The organism is Alishewanella sp. d11, assembly GCF_049390205.1.
Lineage (GTDB): Bacteria > Pseudomonadota > Gammaproteobacteria > Enterobacterales > Alteromonadaceae > Alishewanella.
The window spans coordinates 2,200,721-2,226,127 of sequence record NZ_CP186547.1; the positions used below are offsets into that span (position 1 = coordinate 2,200,721).

The following is a 25,407-nucleotide window of genomic DNA, read 5'->3' on the forward strand; positions in this document are numbered from 1 at the left end:
TCATAAGTATTCTGTTATCAGCTCATCTCTGTTTTTGGATAGTTAAACCATGCAATTTAGCCGCATTGGCGTGCTGGGTGTCGTTGTGTATATTCTGATGCTGCAAAGTGTTAGCGCGGAAACACAGCCTGTAGCCCTTTATAATATTTATGCCGAGGATCAACATACAGGTGCTGCTGTTTTGACGCCACCACTAACCGGTACTTTATCCAGCGCTGGTTCTGATACCTTACATAATATGATGATGTTATGGCGTCGCGAGTTTGTGGCAAAACATCCACAATTCAACATTCAAATTCAAAGTAGCGGTTCGGCCACTGCTCCTGTTGCTTTAGTGGAAGGGACAGCCAGCTTTGGCCCGATGAGTCGGCCTATGATTATGGCTGAACAACAGCGCTTTCGTAATCGGTTTGGTTATGCAGCTTTTGCAGTGCCTGTGGCACTTGATATGCTGGCGCTTTATGTTCATCAAGATAATCCGTTACAGCAGATTAGTATGACAGCATTAGAGGGAATTTACGCGCAAAACCGTCGTTGTACTTTTCGAGAACCGATCAAAAAATGGGGAGACTTAGGGTTATCAGGAGTGTGGTATAACCGTCCATTATCAGTCTACGGGCGTAACCCAGCGTCAGGGACTTATGCTTTTTTTCGGCAAAAAGCCTTATGTAACGATGATTTTCAAAATAGGGTTGAACAGTTACCGGGTGCAGCAGCAGTGGTAAGGGCCGTAAGTTTAAGTATCAATGCCTTAGGTTATTCTGGGGTAGGTCAGCAAATTGCAGGTGTGAAAATGCTGGCTGTAAGTAAAGATAATGCCTCTGCCGCCTTGTTACCTACGGCTGAAAATGCGCTTTCGGGCGCTTACCCTTTAGCGCGTTTACTATATATTTATATCAATAAAGTACCCGAGCAAGCACTGCCCGTCGCTGAACGCGAGTTTTTACGCTTTATTTTATCTCCTCGTGGCCAGCAGTTATTGCTAAACGATGGCTTAGTGCCAATACCTGATACATTAATTGAGCAAATTAGCTCGGAGCTCGGTTTATGAAAAAAAGCGAGCAAGATGTATTGCCAACGAGTCAGTTCCCCGATGCCAAAATACGGCAAAGTCGTGCTAAAAAAAGATTTCTTTTAGATAGACTTTGGTATGCCATGATTTCGCTGGCCGGCATCACGGTTATAGTGGCATTACTGGCAATATTTCTTTATTTGATGTCGGAGGTTCTTCCACTATTTAAACCCGTGAGTGCAGAACTTAAGCCGCTCCCTGCGAATGAAATGGTGCAGCAGACTAATCTTATCATTCCTATGATAAAACAAGAGGAGATAATGTTGCCTGCTGCTTTGCAAGCCCTGTCAAAGACAGTCGGTTTTGACGCTGACTTTCATGTACAAGATGCCTTACAGCACTATGTGATTATGGCGAAACAGAATGGTGAAGCGTGCTTGATTGCTATTAGGCAAGCAAAAAACGGCTGCCAGCAGCGCTTATCCTTAACGGATAGAACTGTTGAGTTAACCACGCTGACTTGGTTATCAGGACAGCAAAGCTTACTTACTGGTGACAGCAGTGGTCAGTTAAAACAGTGGTTTTTATTAGCAGATAAGCAGGGAAATGTTCGATTAAGTTGGGTTAAACCTTTTCAGCCCCAAACCGCTGCGATTGTTAGCGTAAGTCCGGAACATGGGCGTAGTGGCTTTGCTGTGCTCGATGCTAAAGGTACGCTAAGTATATTTTATAGCACCTTAACTAAACCGTTGTGGCAAACATCGTTATCAAATAATCACGCTTTAGCCATAATGCCGGATGAGATTAGGTTTAATATTGCCAATAATCAGCTGTGGTTACTAAAGCAAAATGAGCCACTCATGTTTTTGTCCTTGCAAAATACACATCCGGAAATTTCATGGCGTACACTATGGCAAAAGGTTTGGTATGAAAGTTGGCAGCAACCTGAGTATGTTTGGCAAACTAGTGGTGGTGCTGAATATTACCAAGGAAAGTATTCCTTAATTCCTTTAACCATCGGCACCTTAAAAGCCGCCTTTTACGCCCTGTTAGTGGCTGTACCGTTAGCTATCTTGGCGGCAATCTATTGTGTGTGTTATCTGACAGAACCTTTGCGCAGCCGTTTAGCCAATTTGATCGAGCTTATCGCGCTGTTTCCAACCGTGATTATTGGGTTTTTAGCGGCAATTTGGTTGGCGCCAGCATTAGAGCAACACCTGCTCGTTTTTATCCTTTTTATCTGTATTACTCCCATGGTTATATTGCTTTTCGCTAGATATTGGCTGAGCTTACCGAATTTTTTACAGCCAAGGACCGACAGTAAGCTTATTTTAGTATGGGTATTGCTTTTATTATTCCTAAGCACAGCTATAGCTTTTTGCTTAGGGGGACTGGTTGACTCCCTATGGTTTGAGCACGGTTTTAGATTTTGGTTGAATGAGCAAGGGGTTGATTACCAGCAGCGCAATGCGTTGGTTGTAGGCTTGGCCATGGGGTTTGCAGTTTTGCCAATAATTTTTAGTGTCAGCTACGATGCGCTAATGCAAATCCCTAAGCAGCTGACACTCGGTGCAAATGCGTTAGGAGCTAATCAATGGCAAATCATCCAACGTATTATGCTGCCTGTGGCGGCGCCAGGGATCTTAGCGGCCATTATACTTGGGTTAAGCAGAGCAATGGGGGAAACCATGATTCTGTTAATGGCGACTGGCAATAACCCTATTACCAATTTTAATCTTTTTGAAGGACTACGTAGCTTAACCGCCACTCTAGCGATAGAACTTCCAGAAGCCGCTGTAAATAGCAGTCACTATCGGGTACTGTTTTTAGTGGCAATTCTACTTTTTATCTTTACTTTTACCTGCAACACCTTGGCTGACTTAATTCGACAGCGATTAAGAAAACGTTTAAAGGGGTTAGATTAATGGTGCAGAATTTAGTGCAAGGCCGAGTATTACAATGTTTTGCTGCGCTGGCAACCGTGTTTATCTTACTCTTGCTGTGTTTACTTTCGCTCTTAATGCTTAGCCGTGGCTTAAATTTGTTTTGGCCATCAGAGCTGGTGCAATTTCGGTATCAGGAGGCAGAGCAGAGCATTGTTGTTAGTGGGGAGATTGTCAGTCGCCAACAGTTGACCACGCAGCAACTTGCTGCTGCCGGTTACTCGCCGCAAAGCGATGGCGTGCGGATCTTACTAAAACAAGGTTATAGCGGTACTGCAGTACCAACATTTCGTTGGTACTGGCAACAGCAGATAAGTGATTTGCACTATCCGCAAGAATTGGCTTTAGTTCGTCATAAAGTGCTGGGCGATATATTTGGCACCGTTATTACTCAAGGTACTACTGAACTCGAATTGCAATTGAGTTCTGGCAAGCTATTACGGATAACTGACAATGATATTGATATTATCATCATGTCAAACCAGCTCAACTGGGTTGCTCGACTGCGAACTTTTTGGCAGCAAGGGTGGCAATTTTTAATCAGTGAACCGCGTGATGCAAACAGTGCCGGAGGGATTTTGCCTGCAGTTGTTGGTACCGTTGTGTCAGTCATGTTGATGGCAGTCTTAGTTGCGCCAATAGGCATTATGGCGGGCGTTTATTTACATGAATATGCTAAAGATAGTCGTCTGGTTCGTTTTGTTCGCCTTAGTGTACATAATCTTGCTGGCGTACCCTCCATCGTATTTGGGGTTTTTGGTTTAGGTTTTTTTGTGTATGTGTTAGGTGGCAGCATTGATCAACTGTTTTATGCTGAAAAATTACCTCAGCCAACCTTTGGTTCGCCCGGTCTAATTTGGGTGTCATTGACTCTGGCATTATTAACATTGCCCGTCGTGATTGTTGCTACGGAAGAGGGGCTGGCTAGGATCCCGCAGTCGCTAAGGCTAGGTGGGCACGCGCTTGGTGCTACCAAAGCTGAAGTATTGCGTAAGTTGATATTACCTGCTGCTCGGCCGGCAATGATCACCGGTATTGTGTTAGCTATTTCTCGTGCTGCCGGAGAAGTTGCCCCGCTGATTTTTGTTGGGGTGGTAAAATATGCCCCCACCTTACCTGTGAGTACCGAATGGCCCTTCATTCATATTGAACAACAAATAATGAGTTTAGGATTTCATATTTATGATGTGGGTTTACACAGTTCTAATGCTGACGCTGCTGAGCCGAGAGTTTATGCCATCGCCCTAGTTTTATTGTTTATTATTGGTAGTTTAAATTTGTTGGCTATGCGTTTACGTCGTTATTATCAGCTTAAGAGCCGTGATAGCGCATTTTGATTTCATAAAAATGTCATAATTGAGAGTTAGAATTAGAATGATGTGGAATAGTGTCGTTAAGATATCGGTGCAAAATCTGTCAGTTAGCTTGGCGGGTAAACTTGTCTTGAATGATATCAGTCTGGATATTCCATCAAATAAAGTAACGTCGTTAATTGGACCTTCTGGTTGCGGAAAATCTACGTTGTTACGTAGTTTTAACCGCATGAATGAACTGTTAGATGATGCCACCACTACCGGGCAAGTGTTACTGGATGGCCACAATATTTATGCTGTTGGCTTGGATGTTGCGGAGTTACGGCGTAAGGTAGGGATCGTGTTTCAAAAACCGAATCCTTTCCCATTATCTATATATGAAAATGTTGCCTTTGGTCTAAGGTTGCAAGGGGTAAATAAGCCAAGGCAGCTAGACGAGATGGTTGCCGATGCGCTGGAAAAAGCAGCCCTTTGGCCTGAGGTTAAAAACCGATTACATGACAATGCTTTATTGTTGTCTGGTGGCCAACAGCAGCGGCTAGTAATTGCTAGAGCTATTGCCATTGAACCAGAAGTATTACTTTTAGATGAACCTGCTTCAGCTTTAGATCCGATTTCAACCTTAAAGATTGAAGAACTGATTTATGAGTTAAAGCAACACTATACTATTGTTATAGTTACACACAATATGCAGCAAGCGGCTAGAGTTTCGGACTATACTGCTTTTATAAATCTTGGCCAGTTAGTTGAGTTTGATGCGACCAACAAGATTTTTACGGATCCGAACGAGTCGCAAACTGAAGATTATATTACCGGGCGCTTTGGCTAGGACCAACTGTCTAGGCGTTGCCATCATGATACCAGGGGGAGCGATTTTATGGATAAATTAAATTTATCAAAACACATTTCAAGCCAGTTTAATGAAGAACTGGAACAAATCCGCAACCATGTGATGTCAATGGGCGGTTTAATTGAGCGTCAATTGTATGATGCACTAGCCGCCATTGCTAACAATGACAGTGATCTAGCGCAACGTGTTATCGAAAATGATCTGAAAGTGAACGACTGGGAACTACAGATTGATAAAGAATGTACCCGAATGATTGCTAAGCGTCAGCCTGCTGCCAGTGACTTACGATTAATCATGGCCATTCTGAAAAGTATCGCTGATTTAGAGCGGATTGGTGATGAAACAAGACGTATTGCCAAAGTTGCGCTGGAATCTTTTAATAGTGATCAACAAGATCTTTTAGTTAATTTGGATAATTTAGGGCGTCATGTTGCACAAATGCTGCACGATGTTTTAGATGCCTTCGCTCGCATGGATGTAGAAGCCGCGCTGACGGTGCACAAAGAAGACAAAAAAGTAGATCGCGAGTACGAAGCGATTACTCGCCAGTTAATGACTTATATGATTGAAGATCCACGTTCTATCCCGAAAATTATGAATGTACTTTGGTCTGCGCGTTCGTTGGAGCGTATCGGCGATCGTTGTAAAAATTTATCGGAATACATTATTTTCTTTGTGAAAGGCAAAGTTGTGCGCCACAGTACTCATGAGCGTTTAGAGCAAGAAGTTCGTAGTTAAAATAGCCAATTACCCTCTCGTTCACCTTAAAAAATTAAACCTTAAGCTTATCAAGTTTAAGGTTTTTTTTTGTTGTCTCTAATATTTCAATTATATTTCATTCTTATTACAGGTAGCTTTGAGTATAATGCGCGCCGAAGCATAACATGGCAAACACAGCATCTGCATAAAACCTACCGAATAGTCGATTCGCTTGGTTAGCTTGTAGGGGCTGCTTAGGGCACAACTCATGACATATACATTTTTTGACTTCCTGCAATTAATTGGTTCGCTGGGTATTTTCATTTTTGGTATGAAAATCTTTAGTGAAGGCTTGCAGAAAATAGCGGGTAATCGCTTAAAAGGTATTCTTAGCGGTATGACTCGCAATCGCCTTACGGGTGTTTTAACTGGCTTTGCGACCACCGCTATTACCCAATCTTCTACCACGACTACTGTAATGGCAGTTACCTTTGTCAACGCGGGTTTACTAACTTTTGTGCAATCAACTGGCGTGATAATGGGAGCCAATATCGGCACTACTATTACAGCTTGGATGGTGGCGCTATTTGGGTTTAAATTTAAAATCACCTCGATTGCAGTTGCGGTAATTGGTGTATTTTTTGTGTTTTTGTTTTCTAAAAATACCCGTTTACGTAACATTGCGGAAGCCATGGTAGGTTTTGGTATTCTGTTTATCGGCCTTGATTTTATTAAAGGCGCAGTGCCGGATATTAACAGTAATCCAGCTATTTTTGCGGTGTTAGATAGTTTCACCCAGTATGGTTATTTTTCACTCATTTTGTTTGTGTTTATTGGTACTATTCTAACCTTACTGACCCAATCTTCGTCAGCGGCGACGGCGATCACTTTAGTGATGGTGGTTGAAGGCTGGATCTCCTTTCCCATCGCTGCGGCTATGATCTTAGGGGAAAATATAGGTACAACCGTTACGGCCAACATTGCTGCTTTAGTGGGTAATGTACATGCCAAGCGCGCAGCGCGATTCCATTTTTTCTTTAATGTGATCGGTGTGCTTTGGATGATGGCGCTAATTTATCCTGTATTGCACCTAATTGATTTTACCATGCAATATTTTACGGGTAATCCAGCCTCTGTTATGACGGGGGGCATAGATACACGAGATACTGCAGCATTAGGATTATCCTTATTCCACACCTCGTTTAATGTACTCAATGTGATTTTACTGTTTGCCTTTATTCCTTATTTAGTTCGGTTTGTTGAATATATTCAGCCAGATCGTGGCGGCAAGGATGAAGAATTCCATTTGCGTCATATCAGTGCGGGTGTAATGACCTCGCCTGGCTTATCAATTACTCAGGCACAAAAAGAGATCCAACACTTTGCTGAGATCATCGACAAAATGCATGACAGTGTCACTGAGCTTTTGTTCGATCCTGCGGCTAACAAACCGGCCTTAGTCGATAAGGTACGCAAATTGGAAGATGCTACGGATTTATTAGAAATTGAAATTTCTGATTACTTGGTCAGTGTGAGTGAACATACCAATATGGAACATTGGATGACTGAGCGTATGCGCTTTATGCAAACGTCAATTAATGATATGGAACGTATTGCAGATATCTATTATCAAGTAGCGAAATTAGTCGAACGGATGGCAGAGACGCAGTCAGTTTGGCCAGAACCGGCTCAAGCTGAAATGCAGCAGATGATGTTAGCGCTGAAAGCCGCTATCACTACAATGAAAAATAATACTGCGCAAGAGCCTGATGCTGTCAATATGAAAGAAGCTTTAGTACGAGAAGATCATATTGATAAACTCCGAGACGAGTATCGCGATAATCACTACACGCGCTTAGAGAGCGGTGATTATGCGCCACGTGCTGGCGTAATCTTCATTGATATGTTGAATCGTTTAGAGCGTATTGGCGATCATGTGTTAAATGTGAACGAGTCTGCTTCAGGCCGTCGTTTAAAAGCCCTGCGGGTTGATGGTGTGCATTTAGCTAAGCAGTAAATCCCAATGTGACCTATATAAAAAAGGCTCATTAATGAGCCTTTTTTATTTTCCGGTAGCATGCTCCTAGCACCGCGCATTAGCGCTCGTGCTGCTCTGGCTGTTAGTGTCCCATTAGCTTATCAACGGCGTCAGGACGCTGATGTACCGCAAATTTATCGACCAAAGTGGCACTGGCTTCATTTAAACCTAGCAGTGTTACCTCAGTACCTTCACGGCGGAACTTCAATACCACCTTGTCTAATGAGCTAATGGCGGTAATATCCCAAAAATGTGCTCGACTGAGATCAATCGTCACGTTTTCGATGGCTTCTTTAAAATCAAAGCCTGCAATAAATTGCTCTGCTGAGCTAAAGAACACCTGACCGACTACTTGATAATCCCGCTTCTGTCCATTTGCTGATAAAGATGAACTGATGTAGAGCAGCTGACCAACCTTATTCGCAAAAAATAGGGCACTCAGTAGCACGCCAACCAATACCCCATACGCCAAATTATGCGTCGCAACCACCACGGCAACCGTCGCGATCATAACGATACTGGAGCTTTTAGGGTTGGTCCGTAAATCGCGTACTGAGCTCCAACTAAAGGTGCCAATCGATACCATAATCATCACGGCAACCAGTGCAGCCATGGGAATCATGCCTACCCAGTTATCCAGAAACACCACAAAAATCAGTAATAACACCCCAGCAACTAATGCCGATAAACGGGTGCGACCACCCGATTTAACATTAATCACGGATTGACCAATCATAGCGCAACCTGCCATACCGCCGATTAAACCCGAGCCGATATTGGCCACGCCTTGCCCAACACATTCGCGGTTTTTGTCACTGCTGGTATCAGTTAAATCGTCCACAATAGTGGCGGTCATTAAAGACTCTAAAATCCCCACCACGGCTAAGGCTAAGGCATAAGGAAAGATAATTTGTAAGGTTTCAATAGTCAGCGGGACCTCTGGCCAGAGAAAAACCGGCAGGCTGTCAGGGAGTTCACCCATATCGGCAACGGTACGTATATCCATATCAAAATAGAGTGTCAACGCAGTGAGCACAACAATGCATACCAAAGGAGAAGGGATCGCTTTCGTCAGATAGGGAAACAGGTAAATAATGGCTAAGCCTAAGGCGGTCATACCATAAACGGTCATCGAACCGTAAGTGCCGCTAAGCTCAGGTAGTTGCGCCATAAAAATAAGAATCGCTAAAGCATTTACAAAACCGGTCACAACGGAGCGTGAAACAAAACGCATCAAATCACCGAGTTTTAACAAACCAAAGATGATTTGAATGATGCCCGTAAGTAAGGTGGCAGCCAGTAAATATTCCAAGCCATGTTCTTTTACTAAGGTAATCATCAACAGTGCCATAGCACCTGTTGCAGCAGAAATCATACCGGGGCGGGCACCCGTGAACGCAATAATAACGCAGATAGCAAAGGAGGCGTACAAACCGACTTTAGGATCTACGCCAGCGATAATCGAAAAAGCAATGGCTTCGGGGATCAGGGCCAGAGCAACCACCAACGCAGATAATAGATCGCCTTTGGTGTTTGAAAACCAATGTTGTTTTATTGTATTAAACATAATTCTTCCAAGCATAGAATGAGGCCGTAGCGGTCAACAAGATCACTATGACGACTTTGAATAGTGTACTGCGTATTTCAAGTGCCAAAAGGTATAAGGCAATTTGAGAGGGATTTTCTTAGCTAGATGTAACGGCATCGTTAACGCGCTAATCGTTTCACAAAAATACGCTGAGATTATAGCCGAAATTTGCGCTCCAGTCTTCGTTTACTGTGCCGCCACTTTACTGAGTGTCATCGGTGGGAGGTGCTATACAGCAAAGAAAGCCATGAGAAAGTCTTTTAAAAGTCGTGTATCGACTTGCTTGTGACGTATATTCGTCGTAGTTTAATCATATTTTATAACTAATAGTCAAAAAGCTCATCGGAAAAGCATATGAAAAGACTGCCAAGTATTAAACAGTTACAGTATTTGTTGGCGTTACATGAGCATCAACATTTTGGCCGAGCGGCTGACGCCTGCTACGTTGGGCAATCAACGTTAAGTGCTGCTATTGCTAATTTAGAAGAAACCATGGATACCCAATTATTGGAGCGGGATCATAAAACCTTTATTTTTACCCCTTTGGGTGAGGATGTGGTGCGTTTATCGCGACAAATAATTGAGCAATGCGAAGAACTAACCGATTATGCCAAATCGCAGGGCAAGCCGATGACGGGGCCTTTCCGTTTGGGCTGTATTCCTACCATTGCCCCCTTTGTACTGGGGGAAGTTATGAGCCTATGTCGCGAACGCTTTCCTGATTTACAACTGTTATTGCGCGAAGATACTTCAGAAAACTCCTTACAAGGGTTAAACGAAGGGCGACTGGATATGGTATTACTGGCTTTGCCCTATGAAACCGGAGCCTTACATACCGAAGTATTGGGGCAGGATATGTTTAACCTAGTGTTACATAAAGACTGGCAAGATCGCGGATTTAATCAGGATATTAACCAATGGCCGGATGAAAGTATTTTCTTGTTAGAGCGTGAGCATTGTTTAAGTGGTCACGCGGTAAAAGCCTGTGAATTGGAAGATAGCCGTAAAGTAAATCCGTTTTTTGCTACCAGTTTGCATACCTTAACGCAGATGGTAAATAACAAATTAGGGGTGACCTTTATGCCGCAAATGGCCATTAATAGCGGTGTGCTAGAGGGGACTGAGTTGATCAGTCAGCCCGCTGTTGCAGGTAATGCCTATCGGGATATTGGCGTAGTCTGGCGCCCAACCTCTAGTAAGGCGCGCAGTTATCAGCAAATGGCCGAGTTAATTCGGGAAGTTCTCGCAAAAAAATGTCGCAGTAACTAACAGTTTGCTAAAATAGCCTCGCCGGATTTGGCCGGTAAAGCCAGAAACACGAGTGAGATAATCATGTTAGTCAAAGATTTTAGTTTTGAATTGCCTGAGCAACTGATTGCCAGTGAGCCTCAGGCAGAACGCTCTGCCAGTCGCCTCTTGACCATGAATCGCCAAACAGGCGAGCTTGGCCACCATATATTTAAAGATATTGTGACGCTGCTTAATCCAGGGGACTTATTAATATTCAATAATACCCGCGTGATTCCTGCCCGCTTATTTGGTGAGAAGAGCTCTGGGGGCAAAGTTGAGGTGTTAGTTGAACGCTTGTTAGAAGGCCAGCGCTTTTTAGCGCATATCCGTGCCAGCAAAGCGCCTAAGCCTGGTACTGAATTACTGCTGGAGAACTCCGCACGAGTGATTATGCAGCAACGGCACGATACCTTATTTGAATTAGAGCTATTAGGCGACGAGCCCGTTCTTGCCATGTTAGAGCGGCTAGGGCATATGCCATTGCCACCTTACATCGCTCGTCCTGATACTGAGGAAGATAAAGCGCGTTATCAAACGGTTTATAATGCAAAACCGGGTGCCGTAGCCGCCCCGACCGCAGGCTTACACTTCGACCAACCTTTGCTGGATCAACTACAAGCAAAAGGTATCGAGTTCGGTTTTGTTACGCTGCATGTTGGCGCAGGCACCTTCCAACCGGTGCGAGTGGATTCTGTGTTAGAGCACAAAATGCATGCGGAATATATTGAAGTGGATCAGCCGGTAGTCGATGCCATTGCTGCTTGTAAAGCGCGTGGAAATAAAGTGGTAGCTGTCGGCACTACATCAGTCCGCTCGCTCGAGTCAGCCGCGCAGCAACATGGTGGTGAGCTTAAACCCTATCATGGCGATACCCAGATTTTTATCTATCCGGGTTACCAATTTCAGGTTATCGATGCCTTAATTACCAATTTCCATTTGCCGGAATCCACACTAATCATGTTAGTGTCGGCCTTTAGTAATAAAGAGCATGTAATGCAGGCTTATCATACCGCTATTGCCGAACGTTACCGCTTTTATTCTTATGGCGATGCCATGTTTATTAGCTAAATAGGCTCAGCCCAGTACGATCACGGTTATGTTAATAGTGAAGCCAATTTGCTATTCCTGATATAATCACGATTCTTGTGCCTGCAACTTAAACGCGCAGGCAATTTTAATATTGAAGTGCCAGACTGTTTCTCTGGCCAGACGAGGTTTAGTGTGAAATTTGAATTACTTGCCACTGACGGCAAAGCCCGCCGTGGTCGTTTAATCTTTGAGCGTGGTGTGGTTGATACGCCTGCCTTTATGCCTGTCGGCACTTACGGCACGGTAAAAGGTATGACGCCGGAAGAGTTAGAGGCGACCGGTGCCCAGATTTGTTTAGGGAATACCTTTCATTTGATGTTGCGCCCAGGCACCGAGATTATTCGTAAACACGGCGATCTGCACGATTTTATGCATTGGCATAAACCTATCTTAACCGATTCTGGTGGCTTTCAGGTGTTTAGCTTGGGTGAGCTGCGCAAAATTACTGAAGAGGGCGTCAAGTTTCGCTCGCCGCTCAATGGTGAGAAAATTATGCTAACGCCTGAGCGCTCAATGGAAGTACAGCGTGATCTAGGCTCAGACATTGTGATGATTTTTGATGAATGCACGCCGTACCCAGCTACTGAGCCACAAGCGCGTAAATCGATGGAGTTATCACTGCGCTGGGCTAAACGTTCAAAAGAGGCGCATGGCGATAATCCGTCAGCCTTGTTTGGTATCATTCAAGGCGGTATGTACCCGCATTTACGCGATATCTCATTGCAAGGCTTAGAAGACATTGGGTTTGATGGTTACGCCATTGGTGGTTTATCGGTAGGTGAACCCAAAGCCGATATGATCAATATTTTAAACCATACTACCGGTAAAATGCCGGCCCATAAACCACGCTATTTGATGGGGGTGGGTAAGCCAGAAGATTTAGTGGAAGCGGTGCGCCGTGGTGTCGATATGTTCGATTGCGTGATGCCAACCCGTAACGCCCGTAATGGTCATTTATTTGTGTCAGACGGTGTAGTGAAAATTCGTAATGCGAAGCACAAGGACGATATCTCGCCTTTGGATAAAGAATGTGATTGCTACACTTGTAAAAATTATTCTCGGGCTTATTTACATCATTTAGACCGCTGTAATGAAATTCTTGGCGCGCGTCTGAATACCATTCATAATCTGCACCATTATCAGAAACTGATGCAGGGATTGCGTGATGCTATCGGCGCTGGTAACTTGGACGCCTTTGTAGCAGACTTTTATGCAAAACGTGGTTTGCCAGTGCCTGCACTGGACGCTGCAATAACAACAGAATAACTTACTAAGACAATTAAGGGGATGTTCATGAGTTTATTTATTAACCAAGCTTACGCCGATACTGCAGCTGCTCCACAAGGTGGTGGCTGGGATTTAATCATTATGTTGCTGGCGTTTGGTTTGATTTTTTATTTTTTAATCTACCGTCCACAAGCAAAACGCGTAAAAGAGCACCGTAATCTGATGTCTGCATTAGGTAAAGGTGATGAAGTGCTGACTCAAGGCGGTATCGTAGGTCGGATCAGCAAAATTGCTGAAGATAAAGATTTTATCGTTATCGCGTTAAATGATAGTACTGAAGTAACAGTACAAAAATCTGCAGTAAGTGCGGTACTGCCTAAGGGTACCTTAAAGTCGTTATAAGCGGCGCTTTTAGAGAAAGGATGTTGTTGTGTTAAACCAAAATCCGCTTTGGCGGTACCTGCTGGTCGTTGGGGTACTGCTGTTGGCATTAGTTTATGCTTTGCCAAATTTGTATCCGGAAGATCCGGCGTTAAATATCAATGCGACTCGCGGTGGCGCGGTCTCTGAAGTCACGCGGCAGCAATTAGAAGAGGGCTTTATTGCGGCTGGCATTTCACCAAAAGCTGTTGTATTAGAAAATGGTCAAGTGTTAGTGCGTTTTCGGTCTGCTGAAGATCAATTACGAGGCAGACAAATTGCTACCGAGTTGCTGGGTAATGTGAACTATGTGACCGCGCTTAACTTAGTGCCTACGACTCCCGCATGGTTAGCTGCTATTGGTGCTAGCCCAATGAAATTGGGTTTAGACTTGCGTGGTGGCGTACACTTTTTAATGGCAGTTGATATGAAGGCTGCTATTGATAAGAATATCAATGATTTGGCTCAAGCTTTTCGTGCCGATTTGCGTGAAGCTCGGGTACGTTATCGCTCAGTATCGGCAGATTTAGAACGTGGCCATGTGCAAATTTTACTGCGTTCAGCTGAAGATGTTGTTGCCGCGCAAGCTGCGTTAAGTCAATTAGATCGTGAGTATGTGTTTACTGAGGGCGCCACGGAGTTTAGTTTAAATGTGAGTTTAAGCGAAATCCGTGTTCGTGAAATTCGCGAATATGCGTTAGAGCAAAACATCACTATTATTCGTAATCGCGTGAATGAAATTGGTGTCGCTGAGCCTTTAGTTCAGCGCCAAGGTGCAGATCGCATTATTGTACAATTACCTGGTGTACAAGATCCCGCCCAAGCAAAAGAGATTTTAGGGGCAACTGCCACCTTGGAATTTCGTTTAGTGGATGAGCAGGGTGACTTAGCGGCTGCATTAAACGGTCGTTTACCGCCAGGTTCTTCACTGTATACCGATCGTAATGGCCAGCCTTACTTACTGGAAAATCGGGTAATGTTAACGGGTGAACATATTACCAATGCCAGTTCTAGTTATGATGAATACAGCCAACCGCAAGTGAATATCTCTTTAGATGCTCAGGGCGGTAATTTATTATCGGTAGCGACGCGTGATTCAATTGGCCGCCGTATGGCTACGGTCTTTATTGAATATAAACCAGGTGAAGAGCTGCAAGCTGATGGTACACCGGTACTGATTAAGCATGAAGAAGTTATTAATGCTGCCACTATTCAAGCGCGTTTAGGGCGTAGTTTCCGCATCACCGGTATTGGTAACCCAGCTGAAGCACAAAACTTAGCTTTGTTACTGCGCGCTGGTGCCTTAATTGCACCTACCCAAATTATTGAAGAACGCACCATAGGTCCAAGCCTAGGCCAAGAAAATATCGATTTAGGTATGACTGCGATTATGTGGGGTATGATCGTTGTTCTGATCTTTATGGTGTTCTACTACAAGGTATTTGGCTTAATTGCCAACGTTGCTTTGATAGCTAACCTGATCCTGATTGTGGGTATCATGTCGATGATCCCAGGTGCGACTCTGACGCTCCCTGGTATGGCAGGTATTGTTTTAACCGTAGGTATGGCAGTTGATGCCAACGTACTGATATTTGAACGGATCCGTGAAGAGTTGGCGGAAGGGCGTTCGGTACAGCAAGCTATCCATCAAGGTTATGATCGGGCTTTTGCCACCATTGCTGACTCAAACATTACCACTTTATTAGTGGCACTGATTCTGTTTGGTATTGGTACCGGCCCTGTTAAAGGGTTTGCGATTACTCTTGCAATCGGTATTTTAACCTCGATCTTCACGTCAGTAGTGGGTACCCGCTTACTGGTTAACTTGTTCTGGGGCGGCCGTCGCGTACAGTCGCTGCCTATGTAAGGAGCCGCAAGTGAGAATATTCCGTTTTACTGATGCGATTAACTTTATGCGCTTTAAATGGCCAGCATTAATGTTATCGGCTGTATTAGTGCTAGGTTCATTTGGTTTGTTATTTACCAAAGGCATTAACTGGGGGCTCGATTTTACCGGTGGTACGGTTATCGAAGTCGGCTTTCAAGAGAATGCCGATTTAACGCAAATTCGAGCGACCTTGGCTGAACGTGGTTACCCAGATGCGGTTGTGCAATATTTTGGTTCAAGCCAAGATGTGGCTATTCGTATCGCACCACGAGAAGGGGTTGAACAAAGCCGTATTTCTAATGAGATTTTGTCGGCTTTAGCAGAAACGTCAGAGACACCGGTCGAAATGCGCCGTATTGAGTTTGTTGGCCCTTCGGTGGGAGACGAGCTGAAAGAGCAAGGCGGTTTAGCCATGCTTGCGGCACTGATTGGTATCCTACTTTACGTTGGCATGCGCTTTGAGTGGCGTTTATCGCTTGGCGCTGTGTTAGCGTTAGGGCATGATGTGATCATCACTTTAGGCTTGTTTTCATTACTGCAACTTGAGTTTGATTTAACCGTTTTGGCAGCGATTCTGGCGTTAATCGGTTACTCAATTAACGATACCATAGTTGTTTTCGACCGTATTCGGGAGAGCTTCCGTAAATTGCGTGATGCTACGCCAGAAGAAACGGTAAATGATGCAGTAACAGCAACGTTAAATCGTACAGTGGTCACCTCATTAACCACCATTATTGTATTAATCGTGTTGTTTTATATGGGCGGCGCCTTAATCCATAACTTTGCTACGGCGCTGCTGTTTGGTATTGCCATTGGTACTTACTCTTCCGTGTTTGTTGCTAGTGGTATTGCTGTTCAGCTTGGCCTTAATCGCGAAGATATGTTGCCACCGCCTCCGCCAGAGAAAGAAGGCGAAGGTACTGAGCCACTACTGTAATTTGCGAAAAAATGTGCTAAAAATGCCAGTCAGTGACTGGCATTTTTTATGGGCATAACAATGAGCAAACACCATGCAGCGGGGTTTATTACCCTGGTTAATGCGGCAAAAAAACAGATTAAGGAAATCACTATTGACGAAATGCTGCAACATAATGAGCCCTATGTGCTATTGGATATTCGTGAGGATCATGAGTGGCAAAAGGGGCATTTACCCGAAGCCATGCATTTAGGTAAAGGCATTATTGAGCGCGATATTGAACAAACTGTCGCTGATAAAAAGCAGAAAATTGTGTTGTATTGTGGCGGCGGCTTTCGTTCAGCCTTATCGGCGCAAACCTTACAACAAATGGGTTATCAGCAGGTGTTAAGTTTAGCTGGTGGCTACCGTGAATGGTGTGAGCGGCAACTCCCCGTGGTAAAGCCTGAATAATAATAGGGCAACGATTTACTCTCCTAGGTGGCAGGCAAGCCACCTAGAATTCATCTTGTTATGCTTGATTTAGTCAGGTTGTTGCGGGCTAGCGATTAATTTTAGTTCGCGTAAATCCAAGCCACTAGGGTGCTGATAAACCCGCAGGCCAAATTCAGGTAAAATGGCATACAGATGGTCAAAAATGTCCGATTGGATCCCTTCATAAGCTACCCACACCGTGGTATTGGTAAAGCAATAGATTTCTAGTGGCAGTCCATCTGCCGCAGGCGACAGTTGTCGCACCAGAATGGTCATTTGCTGATGAATACCCGCATGGTTTTTTAGATAGTGCAAGACATAAGCGCGAAAGGTGCCAATATTAGTAATACGCCGAGTATTGACCGGCTCTTTGCCTTGTTCTGCCAGCTGGGCATTCCAGTTATCAATTTCGGCTTGTTTCTCGACTAAGTATTGCTGTAATAGCTTAAAGCGGCTCAGTGCGTTAATTTGCTCCTTGCTTAAGAAGCTAATACTTTGCTGATCTAACATTAAACTTCGTTTAATGCGGCGGCCGCCGGATTCTTGCATACCGCGCCAGTTTTTAAAGGGATCGGTCATAAAGCGCCGAGTCGGAATCGTGGTAATGGTTTTATCCCAGTTTTGTACTTTTACGGTATGCAGAGCGATATCAATCACATCACCATCAGCATTTAGCTGCGGCATCTCTACCCAGTCACCCACCCGAATTACGTCATTGGAAGAGATCTGCACGCTGGCAACCAGCGATAAGAGCGTATCTTGGAAAATCAGCATTAGCACGGCTGCCATGGCGCCCAGCCCAGATAACAAAATAAGCGGTGAGCGATCAAATAAGGCGGCTATCATTAAGATAACGGCAATCGCATAAATCACAATATTCAGTAACTGTATGTAACCTTTAATCGGTTTATGACGGGCATCTGGCCGACGGGAATACAAACTATTCACCAGGGTTAACAGGTTAGTTAATCCTATCGCAATAGTTAGGACCACAAAAGCATTAGTAACATTAACGGTGATTTGAATGAGTAGATCCGGAAGTTTAGGCACCTTATGAATTAAGGTAGAGATCACCAACGCGGGCACAACATTAGCGAGTCGTGCTACAAAACGAAAATCTAAGCCGCGCTGCTCACATTGTTGCTTTTCAAGGTTTAATAAGTGAAAAACCCCGCGCAGCAAAATATGTTTGACCAGAAAATTAGCGCACCAGGCCAAGATGAATAACAGTACTAAACCTAACCACATAGCCAGTAAGCCGTTTTCGGCAGACCAGCTATCGATCATCTGAAATTGCTCCTGCATAACCTGTTTTTAGCTCCGAATGCTGATGAGTTATAAGCTATGCTAGCATGCCTGAGCTGGATGATGACAATAAAAAAATCCGGCTGGCGCCGGATTTAATCATCAAGGTTAGCGCTGCTTTTACTAAGCAAGCGCCATAAATTATTTTGCAAGAGTCTCAGAGAGGTGCGGGCGAATCGTTTTTACCATACCTTGTAACACTTTAGGGCTAGCTGCTACCACGTTGCCGCTTTTCATATGATTATTACCACCGGCAAAATCACAAATCATGCCGCCAGCTTCGCGAACGATTAATTCTCCAGCGGCAATATCCCATGGCTTTAAACCAATTTCCCAAAAACCATCAAAACGGCCTGCGGCAACATAAGCTAAATCCAGTGCAGCCGAGCCGGTGCGGCGCATATCCGCACAATCAGCAAACAGCGCATTAAACATCTTACTGTAGCTATCTAAATGGTGTTTAGCCTTAAATGGAAAGCCGGTGGCCAGAATAGTGCCTTGCATATCGGGTAGGTTATTAACGCGGATACGGGTGCCATTTAACTGAGCGCCACGGCCACGCGAAGCCGTAAACAGCTCACCGCGCAGTGGATCAAAGATCACCGCTTGGTCTAGTTTACCTTGGTGTTTTAATGCGATAGACACCGCAAAGTGCGGGATGCCTTTGATAAAGTTTGCAGTACCGTCTAAAGGATCGATAATCCATTGGAACTCACTGTCGTTGTTACCGTAATCGCCATGTTCTTCACCGACAATACCATGGGTGGGGAAAGATTTTTTTAACACCGCAACAATAGCTTGTTCAGCTTCACGGTCAACATTGGTTACAAAGTCGTTGGTGCCTTTTGGCATTTTTTGAACCATGTCTAACTGGCCACAAGCTCGCGCAATAACGTTACCTGCACTACGGGCAGCACGAATGGCGATGTTTAACATCGGATGCATAGCGATTACCTTATTTTGTAAAGAGCTGTATAAAGAACAATCAAAAGAGCGGCGCGTATTGTAGCGGCTGCACTGAAAAAGTAAAGTGTTGTTCATTCATTTTCATAAATGCGGTATCGTATCTGAAAAATATTTAATGCTGGGCTATATTTACGGAAGAAGCGCCTTTTAGGTTATTTTCAAGAATCGTAAACCGGAGTATCTATGTCAAATATGCAGTTGCGTTTTCGCCAGCAAGCGTTTTCTATCGCCTTTGGCGTTAATGTGTTTCTTTTTTTGGTTTCATTGATTCTGGCTATCTTATTCGATAGTTGGTTAGCCGCGTTTTTGATTGGTTTACCCAGCCTGTTGGTGCCGGTGGCCTTATACAAACTGTTAGGCGATCATTTTTTGGCGCGCGCGAGCTATGGCGTGAGCTTTATGTTTTTTGCTGCTTTGCATATTCATCAAGCGCAAGGACTAACTGAGATTCATTTCGGTATCTTTGTATTATTGGCCATTTTGTTTGCGTTTCGCGATGCTTGGGTGATTATTGTTGCTGCTGCAGTCATTGCTGTACATCATTTGCTGTTTATGTGGTTACAACAACAAGATGTGGGGGTGTATTTACTGCCTGATCAATCTAATACCTTCTCTATTGTGATGTTACATGCCATTTATGTGGTAGTTGAAACTGTGGTACTAGTGTTGATGTGCCAAAATTCATTGCGGGAGGCGATGGTGGGGCAGGCGTTATTTGATGCCACTGACTCATTATTAACAGATAAAGGCGAAATTGTGTTAACAGCAAGAGCCCCCTGTTTAAAATCAAAAGTCATTAATAATTTCAATCAAGTACTCGACTCATTGCAATTAACGATTAAAACGCTGAATCGTTCGGCAGTGGAGTTAACCTCACAATCGGAGTCCTTGGTGAGCCAAGGGCAAGGCTTATCAACCGCCATGTCGAAGAAGTTGCAGGAGGTAGAATTAATTGCTGCAGCCACTGAGCAAATGTCGAGTAATTTAGCGTCGCTTCATCAAATTGCAAAACAAGTTGCTCATTATGCCGAAGAAACTGAACATGCCGCTGTTTCGGGCAAACAGGCAGTTGGCTCGACGTTAAGCTCAGTGGAACAATTAGCTACGCAGTTAAGCGTGACCTCTGAGAAAGTGCAGAATATGGCGGAAGCGACTAATGATATTCGTCAGGTGTTGGATGTGATTCAAGCTATTGCAGAACAAACCAATCTATTAGCCTTAAATGCAGCTATTGAAGCGGCTCGGGCTGGCGAGTTAGGTCGAGGCTTTGCTGTGGTGGCGGATGAGGTGCGAACACTGGCCTCGCGGACGCAAAAGTCGACAGGGGAAATTAAACAGATCATCGATCGTTTGTTAACCTACAGCGCTGACTCCGTCTCAGTGGTAAGCAGTAGTGTTAATCAATTAAGTACTACTAAAGATAATGCGGTGGACAGTGAAAAACTGCTTACTGTTATTTTGAGTCAGGCTAAGCTGGTCTCCGAATCAGCGCATAGCATGCGCACATCAATAGAGCAGCAGAATACCGCCAGCCAAGAAGTGGCTAAGAGCACCCAAATGCTCAAGGATATGACGGAGCAACAAAATCGTCAGGGCACGGTGGTCGTGACCAGTGCGCATTCTTTAGAACAGTTGGCGGTAACACTGAATAGTGAAACAAGAAAATTTAAAGTGTAATCGCTTGTAGGAGCCTAAGTGCTAACATTGTATTTTTTACGACATGCTACGGCAGAAGTTATCAGGCCGGGCCAATTGGACATTGACCGTTGCTTAGTCGATAAAGGGCGTCAACAAGCTATGCGCGTGGGGGCCTTTATGTTAAAGCAGGGCGTAAATCCGCAGCGGGTATTCAGTAGCCCTTATCCACGGGCTATTCAAACCGCCGCCATCGTCTGTGAACAAGCTTTGTTAGCACCCGCACAGGAAATGGATTGGTTAGCCTTAGATACGCCAGTTACGGATTCAGGAGCGGCTTTAAAAGGGCTTTTAACACAGCTGCCTGCGCAAAGTCTGTTAATTGGGCATGAACCTGATCTGTCGCGACTGATTAGCCATTTGCTGGGGGTTGACTTGCCGATCCTCAAGGTCCGTAAAGCCTCACTGACCTGCTTGCAGTTTGCTGAGCCACAGCAAAACCAGCAGCTTGAGTTAGCGACGGCAGCGCCCATAGCGCAGGCATGCTGGCGCTTACAATGGTCGGTTCCAGTTAAGTTTATGCCATAAAAAAAGGCCGCTGTTTAGGCGGCCTGCTTATTACCCTAAGGCAATAGGATTAGTGGCGGAAGTGCCGAACACCGGTAAACACCATCGCCATACCATGCTCATCGGCAGCAGCAATCACTTCAGCATCACGCATAGAACCGCCCGGCTGGATCACGGCAGTAATGCCTGCAGCGGCCGCCGCATCAATACCATCCCGGAATGGGAAGAATGCATCGGAGGCCATCACTGAGCCTTTCACTTCCAAGTTCTCGTCTGCAGCTTTGATACCGGCAATTTTCGCGCTATACACACGGCTCATTTGGCCAGCGCCAACACCAATGGTCATGCTATCTTTCACATACACAATGGCATTGGATTTCACAAACTTCGCCACTTTCCAGCAGAACAGTAAATCTTTTAGCTCTTGCTCAGTTGGCTGGCGCTTGGTGACCACTTTTAAATCAGCGGCGCTAATTTGCGCTTGATCGCGATCTTGCAACAAGATACCGCCATTAACCTGCTTAATATCTAAAGCTGGGGCGGCAATAGTAAAGTCACCGCAAACCAATAAGCGTACATTTGGTTTAGTGCCAACAATGGCAACAGCGGCTGCTGTGGCGCGAGGCGCAATAATCACTTCGACAAACTGCCGACTTACGATTTCTTGCGCTGTCGCTTCGTCCAGCTCGCGGTTAAAGGCAATAATACCGCCAAAGGCTGAAGTAGGATCGGTGCTATAAGCGCGGTTATAAGCCGCTAAAATGTTCTCACCAATGGCCACGCCACACGGATTCGCATGTTTCACGATCACACAGGCTGGTTCAGCAAATTCTTTTACACACTCTAACGCCGCGTCGGTATCGGCGATATTGTTGTAAGACAGTGCCTTACCTTGCAACTGGGTTGCGGTGGCCACTGAGGCTTCGCTGGCGTTAGCATCAACATAAAACGCCGCTTGTTGATGGCTGTTCTCGCCGTAACGTAAGTCTTGTTTTTTGACAAACTGGCTATTAAAGGTACGTGGAAACTTAGTGGCGGGCTCGCTTTCTTGGCCGAACGCTGACAGCATAGTGCCAAAGTAGTTGGCAATCATGCCATCGTACTGTGCGGTGTGCTCAAAAGCGCTGATCGCTAAGCTAAAACGCGTGGCATGTGTCGTTGCGCCATTATTGGCCTGTAATTCAGCCAGCACTTTAGCGTAGTCGCTAGCATTAACGATGATCGTGACATCCTGATGATTCTTCGCTGCCGCCCGCACCATGGTTGGGCCGCCGATATCGATATTTTCTACCGCATCTTCCAGTGTGCAGCCGGCTTTAGCTACCGTATTGGCAAAAGGATAAAGGTTAACGACGACCAGATCGATAGGACCAATATGATTGGCGGCCATTACCGCTTCATCGGTGCCACGACGGGCTAAAATGCCACCATGAATTTTTGGATGCAGGGTTTTTACCCGGCCGTCCATAATTTCCGGGTGACCGGTGTAGTCCGAAACTTCAATAACCTTAATACCTTGCTCGGCCAGTAACTTGGCGGTGCCGCCAGTGGATAATATTTCCACCTGCATAGCGCTTAAGGCTTTGGCAAATTCCACAATACCGGTTTTATCAGATACGCTCAGCAGGGCGCGGCGAATGGGGCGAAGTGTGCTCATCAGGTTTATCTCGTTGTCACTAAAAGAAAAAGACCAATAAAAAAGCACCCGAAGGTGCTTTGCAGCAGGGCCGAACCCTGCGGGGCATTACGACATGCCGTATTGCTTTAATTTCTTACGCAGCGTACCGCGGTTGATACCCATCAGGTTGGCAGCGCGAGTCTGGTTACCGCGAGTATACTTCATAACTTCTTCCAGTAACGGCCGTTCTAATTCAGATAAGACCAGTTCGTACAGATCGTTCACATCCTGGCCATTTAACTGTTGCAGGTAGTTAGCAACGGCTTTTTGTACGGCGTTTGATAAAGCCTGTGGCTTCTCTTGAGTCTGAACATGGGCGTTAGTAATAAATGGCGAAGTAACGTTCGAATTAAACATTGCTTTTCTCTTTTACGTTAGGTTGCTGCTAGTTTATGAAAATAGTCATTTAATGCATCAAGCTGCTGTTGTGCTTGCTCGATACCATTGAATTCACTGCGAAATAGTCCTGCTGCATCATGTTCTGCCAGATACCAACCCACATGTTTCCGGGCGATACGGGCACCAGCATAATCTCCATATAACTGATGCAGGCCTTGAACATGCTCCAGCATAATTTGCTGCACTTCTGCTATGGCAGGTGCCGCCAGTTTCTCCCCTGTTGCCAGGTAGTGTACAACCTCCCGGAAAATCCATGGCCGACCTTGTGCCGCTCTGCCAATCATAATGGCGTCGGCACCAGTGTAGTCGAGCACGAATTGCGCTTTTTCCGGTGAAGTAATATCACCATTGGCAATAACCGGTATCCTAACCTGCTGCTTAATAGCAGCGATGGTGTCGTACTCGGCTTCTCCTTTATACATACAAGCTTTGGTACGACCATGTACGGCTAAAGCCTGAATGCCATTGTCCTCGGCAAGGCGCGCAATCTGCACGCCATTGCGATGTTCCGGATCCCAGCCGGTGCGGATTTTTAGGGTTACCGGCACAGACACTGCCTTAACCACCGCCTGAATAATTTGCTCAACCAGTTCGGGATATTGTAATAACGCCGAACCCGCTAATTTCTTATTCACCTTCTTTGCCGGGCATCCCATATTGATGTCAATAATATCGGCACCAATTTCAACATTATATTGGGCGGCTGCTGCCATTTGTGCTGGATCGCTACCGGCAATTTGCACCGAGCGAATGCCAGACTCTTGGCGATGCCCCATCCGATTTTGTGACTTTTCGCTCTGCCAAACCAGCGGGTTGCTCGACAGCATTTCAGACACAGCTAAAGCTGCACCAAAACGCCGGCAAAGCTCCCGAAAAGTGTGATCGGTTACTCCAGCCATCGGAGCACAAATTACCTTGTTCGTTAACTGATATGGACCTATGCGCACCACTGAATCCGAGGGTCTACCCTTAAGGGGCGCTAAGTTTACGGATTTTTGCCACTAAAGCAAAGGCTATTATTTAAACAAAATTTGCTTTTTTTTGCCCTTTCAGGGATTGACATTCGCTAAAAGGCTGAAAAGACGCATTTTCTGTCTGTCAAAGCCACGTTAATACTGGCTGTCATAAAAAGATAATTGTATGGCTGTTGTTTTTATCACCAGCACGAGCTTAGCGCAGCTGGCTGAATTATACCTGAATCAGGTATTTTTTCTGGCACTTAAGCGAACCCATTCCTCTTGCTCGGCAATAGGGTCGAAAGTGAATTCTGCAGCATAGGCAGCGATAACACTTTGTGCTTGGCTGTGTAAAATGCCAGACAGGGCTAACAAGCCACCCGGTTTTACGTAGGCACTAATAATACTGGCAAGCTCTGCTAAGGGCCCAGCTAAGATATTTGCAACCACCACATCGGCTTGCAGGCTAGGTTGGTCTTTCGGTAAATACAGCTCAATTTGCTCGGCAACGCTATTGCGCTCGGCATTGGCTTTCGAGGCCATAATGGCTTGCGGGTCGATATCGATACCTACCACCCGGCTGGCGCCGAGTTTCAGCGCTGCTATACCCAAGATGCCCGAGCCACAGCCAAAGTCGACTACGGTTTGCTCAGGCTTAATATGCGCATCTAACCATTGCATACACAGCGCAGTAGTAGGGTGGGTACCGGTACCAAAGGCTAATCCTGGATCTAACAGCACATTAACGGCGCTCGGATCGGGGATATCGCGCCAGCTAGGGCAAACCCACAGCCGCTCGCCAAATTTAATCGGGTGGAAATTATCCATCCACTCGCGTTCCCAGTCCTTATCTTCCAACTGCTCGAGTTTATAGGTTAGGCCGTCTTTAAACAGGGCTGCACTTTCTAACTGTTTAATCACTTTTTGCATTGGATGCTCTGCATCGAACAGCCCCATTACCACGGTATTTTCCCAATACAGAATTTCGCCAGGCATCGGCTCATAAATAGGCGTATCTTTGGCATCCAAAAAGGTTACCGCTTGTGCGCCCCAGCTCATCAGCATATCACTGACCTGTTCAGCTTTTTTCTCGGTAGTGGTGACACGCAGTTGGATCCAGGGCATGGCAAATCTCGGCTTAGCAATAAAGGGGC

22 protein-coding genes are annotated in these 25,407 nt (G+C 45.2%); 15 read left to right on the top strand and 7 right to left on the bottom strand.

Features of this window, described 5'->3' with window-relative positions:
• The first annotated feature begins 49 nt into the window (after positions 1-49).
• The 6 genes from ACO1PK_RS10010 to ACO1PK_RS10035 all read left to right on the top strand — a co-directional run bounded on the left by ACO1PK_RS10010 (position 50) and on the right by ACO1PK_RS10035 (position 7,834).
• Positions 50-1,051, top strand: coding sequence for a PstS family phosphate ABC transporter substrate-binding protein (locus ACO1PK_RS10010; RefSeq protein WP_423185493.1), 1,002 nt, complete (start codon positions 50-52; stop codon positions 1,049-1,051).
• The gene (locus tag ACO1PK_RS10015; RefSeq protein WP_423185494.1) at positions 1,048-2,937 is read left to right on the top strand and encodes an ABC transporter permease subunit; all 1,890 of its coding nucleotides are present in this window, start codon (positions 1,048-1,050) and stop codon (positions 2,935-2,937) included. Before ACO1PK_RS10010 ends, ACO1PK_RS10015 begins: the two co-directional genes overlap by 4 nt.
• On the top strand, positions 2,937-4,292 hold the full coding sequence (gene pstA, locus ACO1PK_RS10020) for a phosphate ABC transporter permease PstA (protein ID WP_423185495.1): 1,356 nt from the start codon (positions 2,937-2,939) through the stop codon (positions 4,290-4,292). The genes ACO1PK_RS10015 and pstA overlap by 1 nt, the downstream gene beginning before the upstream one ends.
• A gap of 37 nt (positions 4,293-4,329) precedes the next feature.
• Positions 4,330-5,097 (top strand): phosphate ABC transporter ATP-binding protein PstB, encoded by a 768-nt coding sequence (gene pstB, locus ACO1PK_RS10025; protein WP_423185496.1) that lies wholly within the window; start codon positions 4,330-4,332, stop codon positions 5,095-5,097.
• Between the two features lie 48 nt (positions 5,098-5,145).
• Complete coding sequence (gene phoU / locus ACO1PK_RS10030; protein ID WP_423185497.1) at positions 5,146-5,856, top strand: phosphate signaling complex protein PhoU; 711 nt, start codon at positions 5,146-5,148, stop codon at positions 5,854-5,856.
• 229 nt (positions 5,857-6,085) lie between these two features.
• Positions 6,086-7,834, top strand: coding sequence for a Na/Pi cotransporter family protein (locus ACO1PK_RS10035; RefSeq protein ID WP_423185498.1), 1,749 nt, complete (start codon positions 6,086-6,088; stop codon positions 7,832-7,834).
• Between the two features lie 103 nt (positions 7,835-7,937).
• Here ACO1PK_RS10035 and ACO1PK_RS10040 read toward each other — a convergent pair whose 3' ends face one another.
• Positions 7,938-9,422, bottom strand: a complete 1,485-nt coding sequence (locus tag ACO1PK_RS10040) for a SulP family inorganic anion transporter (RefSeq protein ID WP_423185499.1) — start codon at positions 9,420-9,422, stop codon at positions 7,938-7,940.
• Between the two features lie 375 nt (positions 9,423-9,797).
• Here ACO1PK_RS10040 and ACO1PK_RS10045 point away from each other — a divergent pair, with 375 nt between their 5' ends.
• The 7 genes from ACO1PK_RS10045 (at position 9,798) to ACO1PK_RS10075 (ending at position 16,726) form a co-directional block, all read left to right on the top strand.
• Positions 9,798-10,712, top strand: coding sequence for a LysR substrate-binding domain-containing protein (locus tag ACO1PK_RS10045; protein ID WP_423185500.1), 915 nt, complete (start codon positions 9,798-9,800; stop codon positions 10,710-10,712).
• Between the two features lie 63 nt (positions 10,713-10,775).
• A complete protein-coding gene (gene queA, locus ACO1PK_RS10050; RefSeq protein ID WP_423185501.1) occupies positions 10,776-11,801 on the top strand; it encodes a tRNA preQ1(34) S-adenosylmethionine ribosyltransferase-isomerase QueA in 1,026 nt (341 codons plus the stop codon).
• A 153-nt stretch (positions 11,802-11,954) separates the two neighbouring features.
• On the top strand, positions 11,955-13,088 hold the full coding sequence (gene tgt / locus ACO1PK_RS10055; protein ID WP_423185502.1) for a tRNA guanosine(34) transglycosylase Tgt: 1,134 nt from the start codon (positions 11,955-11,957) through the stop codon (positions 13,086-13,088).
• Positions 13,089-13,115: 27 nt separating this feature from the next.
• Positions 13,116-13,451: a preprotein translocase subunit YajC gene (gene yajC, locus ACO1PK_RS10060; RefSeq protein ID WP_423185503.1), complete on the top strand. Its 336-nt coding sequence runs from the start codon at positions 13,116-13,118 to the stop codon at positions 13,449-13,451.
• 28 nt (positions 13,452-13,479) lie between these two features.
• Positions 13,480-15,336 carry a protein translocase subunit SecD gene (secD, locus tag ACO1PK_RS10065; RefSeq protein WP_423185504.1) on the top strand — a complete coding sequence of 619 codons (1,857 nt, stop codon included), beginning with the start codon at positions 13,480-13,482 and terminating at the stop codon, positions 15,334-15,336.
• A 10-nt stretch (positions 15,337-15,346) separates the two neighbouring features.
• A complete protein-coding gene (gene secF, locus ACO1PK_RS10070; protein WP_423185505.1) occupies positions 15,347-16,294 on the top strand; it encodes a protein translocase subunit SecF in 948 nt (315 codons plus the stop codon).
• Positions 16,295-16,354: 60 nt separating this feature from the next.
• Positions 16,355-16,726, top strand: a complete 372-nt coding sequence (locus ACO1PK_RS10075) for a rhodanese-like domain-containing protein (RefSeq protein WP_423185506.1) — start codon at positions 16,355-16,357, stop codon at positions 16,724-16,726.
• Between the two features lie 69 nt (positions 16,727-16,795).
• Here the strand turns inward: ACO1PK_RS10075 and ACO1PK_RS10080 are convergent, their stop codons facing one another.
• Entirely contained in the window at positions 16,796-18,034 is a 1,239-nt protein-coding gene (locus ACO1PK_RS10080; protein ID WP_423185507.1) for a mechanosensitive ion channel family protein, read from the bottom strand.
• Between the two features lie 159 nt (positions 18,035-18,193).
• Positions 18,194-18,997, bottom strand: a complete 804-nt coding sequence (suhB, locus tag ACO1PK_RS10085) for an inositol-1-monophosphatase (protein WP_423185508.1) — start codon at positions 18,995-18,997, stop codon at positions 18,194-18,196.
• 204 nt (positions 18,998-19,201) lie between these two features.
• Between suhB and ACO1PK_RS10090 the strand changes: the two genes are divergently transcribed.
• Both ACO1PK_RS10090 and ACO1PK_RS10095 read left to right on the top strand, forming a co-directional pair.
• Positions 19,202-20,695, top strand: a complete 1,494-nt coding sequence (locus ACO1PK_RS10090) for a methyl-accepting chemotaxis protein (protein WP_423185509.1) — start codon at positions 19,202-19,204, stop codon at positions 20,693-20,695.
• 18 nt (positions 20,696-20,713) lie between these two features.
• Positions 20,714-21,241, top strand: coding sequence for a SixA phosphatase family protein (locus tag ACO1PK_RS10095; RefSeq protein WP_423185510.1), 528 nt, complete (start codon positions 20,714-20,716; stop codon positions 21,239-21,241).
• Positions 21,242-21,290: 49 nt separating this feature from the next.
• On the opposite strand, the gene purH is transcribed toward ACO1PK_RS10095, so the two are convergent.
• From purH to prmA, 4 genes are all read right to left on the bottom strand, one after another.
• Positions 21,291-22,877 (bottom strand): bifunctional phosphoribosylaminoimidazolecarboxamide formyltransferase/IMP cyclohydrolase, encoded by a 1,587-nt coding sequence (gene purH, locus ACO1PK_RS10100; protein ID WP_423185511.1) that lies wholly within the window; start codon positions 22,875-22,877, stop codon positions 21,291-21,293.
• 87 nt (positions 22,878-22,964) lie between these two features.
• Positions 22,965-23,255 carry a DNA-binding transcriptional regulator Fis gene (gene fis, locus ACO1PK_RS10105; protein WP_019676480.1) on the bottom strand — a complete coding sequence of 97 codons (291 nt, stop codon included), beginning with the start codon at positions 23,253-23,255 and terminating at the stop codon, positions 22,965-22,967.
• A 17-nt stretch (positions 23,256-23,272) separates the two neighbouring features.
• Positions 23,273-24,244 carry a tRNA dihydrouridine synthase DusB gene (dusB, locus tag ACO1PK_RS10110; protein WP_423185512.1) on the bottom strand — a complete coding sequence of 324 codons (972 nt, stop codon included), beginning with the start codon at positions 24,242-24,244 and terminating at the stop codon, positions 23,273-23,275.
• Between the two features lie 252 nt (positions 24,245-24,496).
• Complete coding sequence (gene prmA, locus ACO1PK_RS10115; protein WP_423185513.1) at positions 24,497-25,378, bottom strand: 50S ribosomal protein L11 methyltransferase; 882 nt, start codon at positions 25,376-25,378, stop codon at positions 24,497-24,499.
• Positions 25,379-25,407 lie beyond the last annotated feature (29 nt).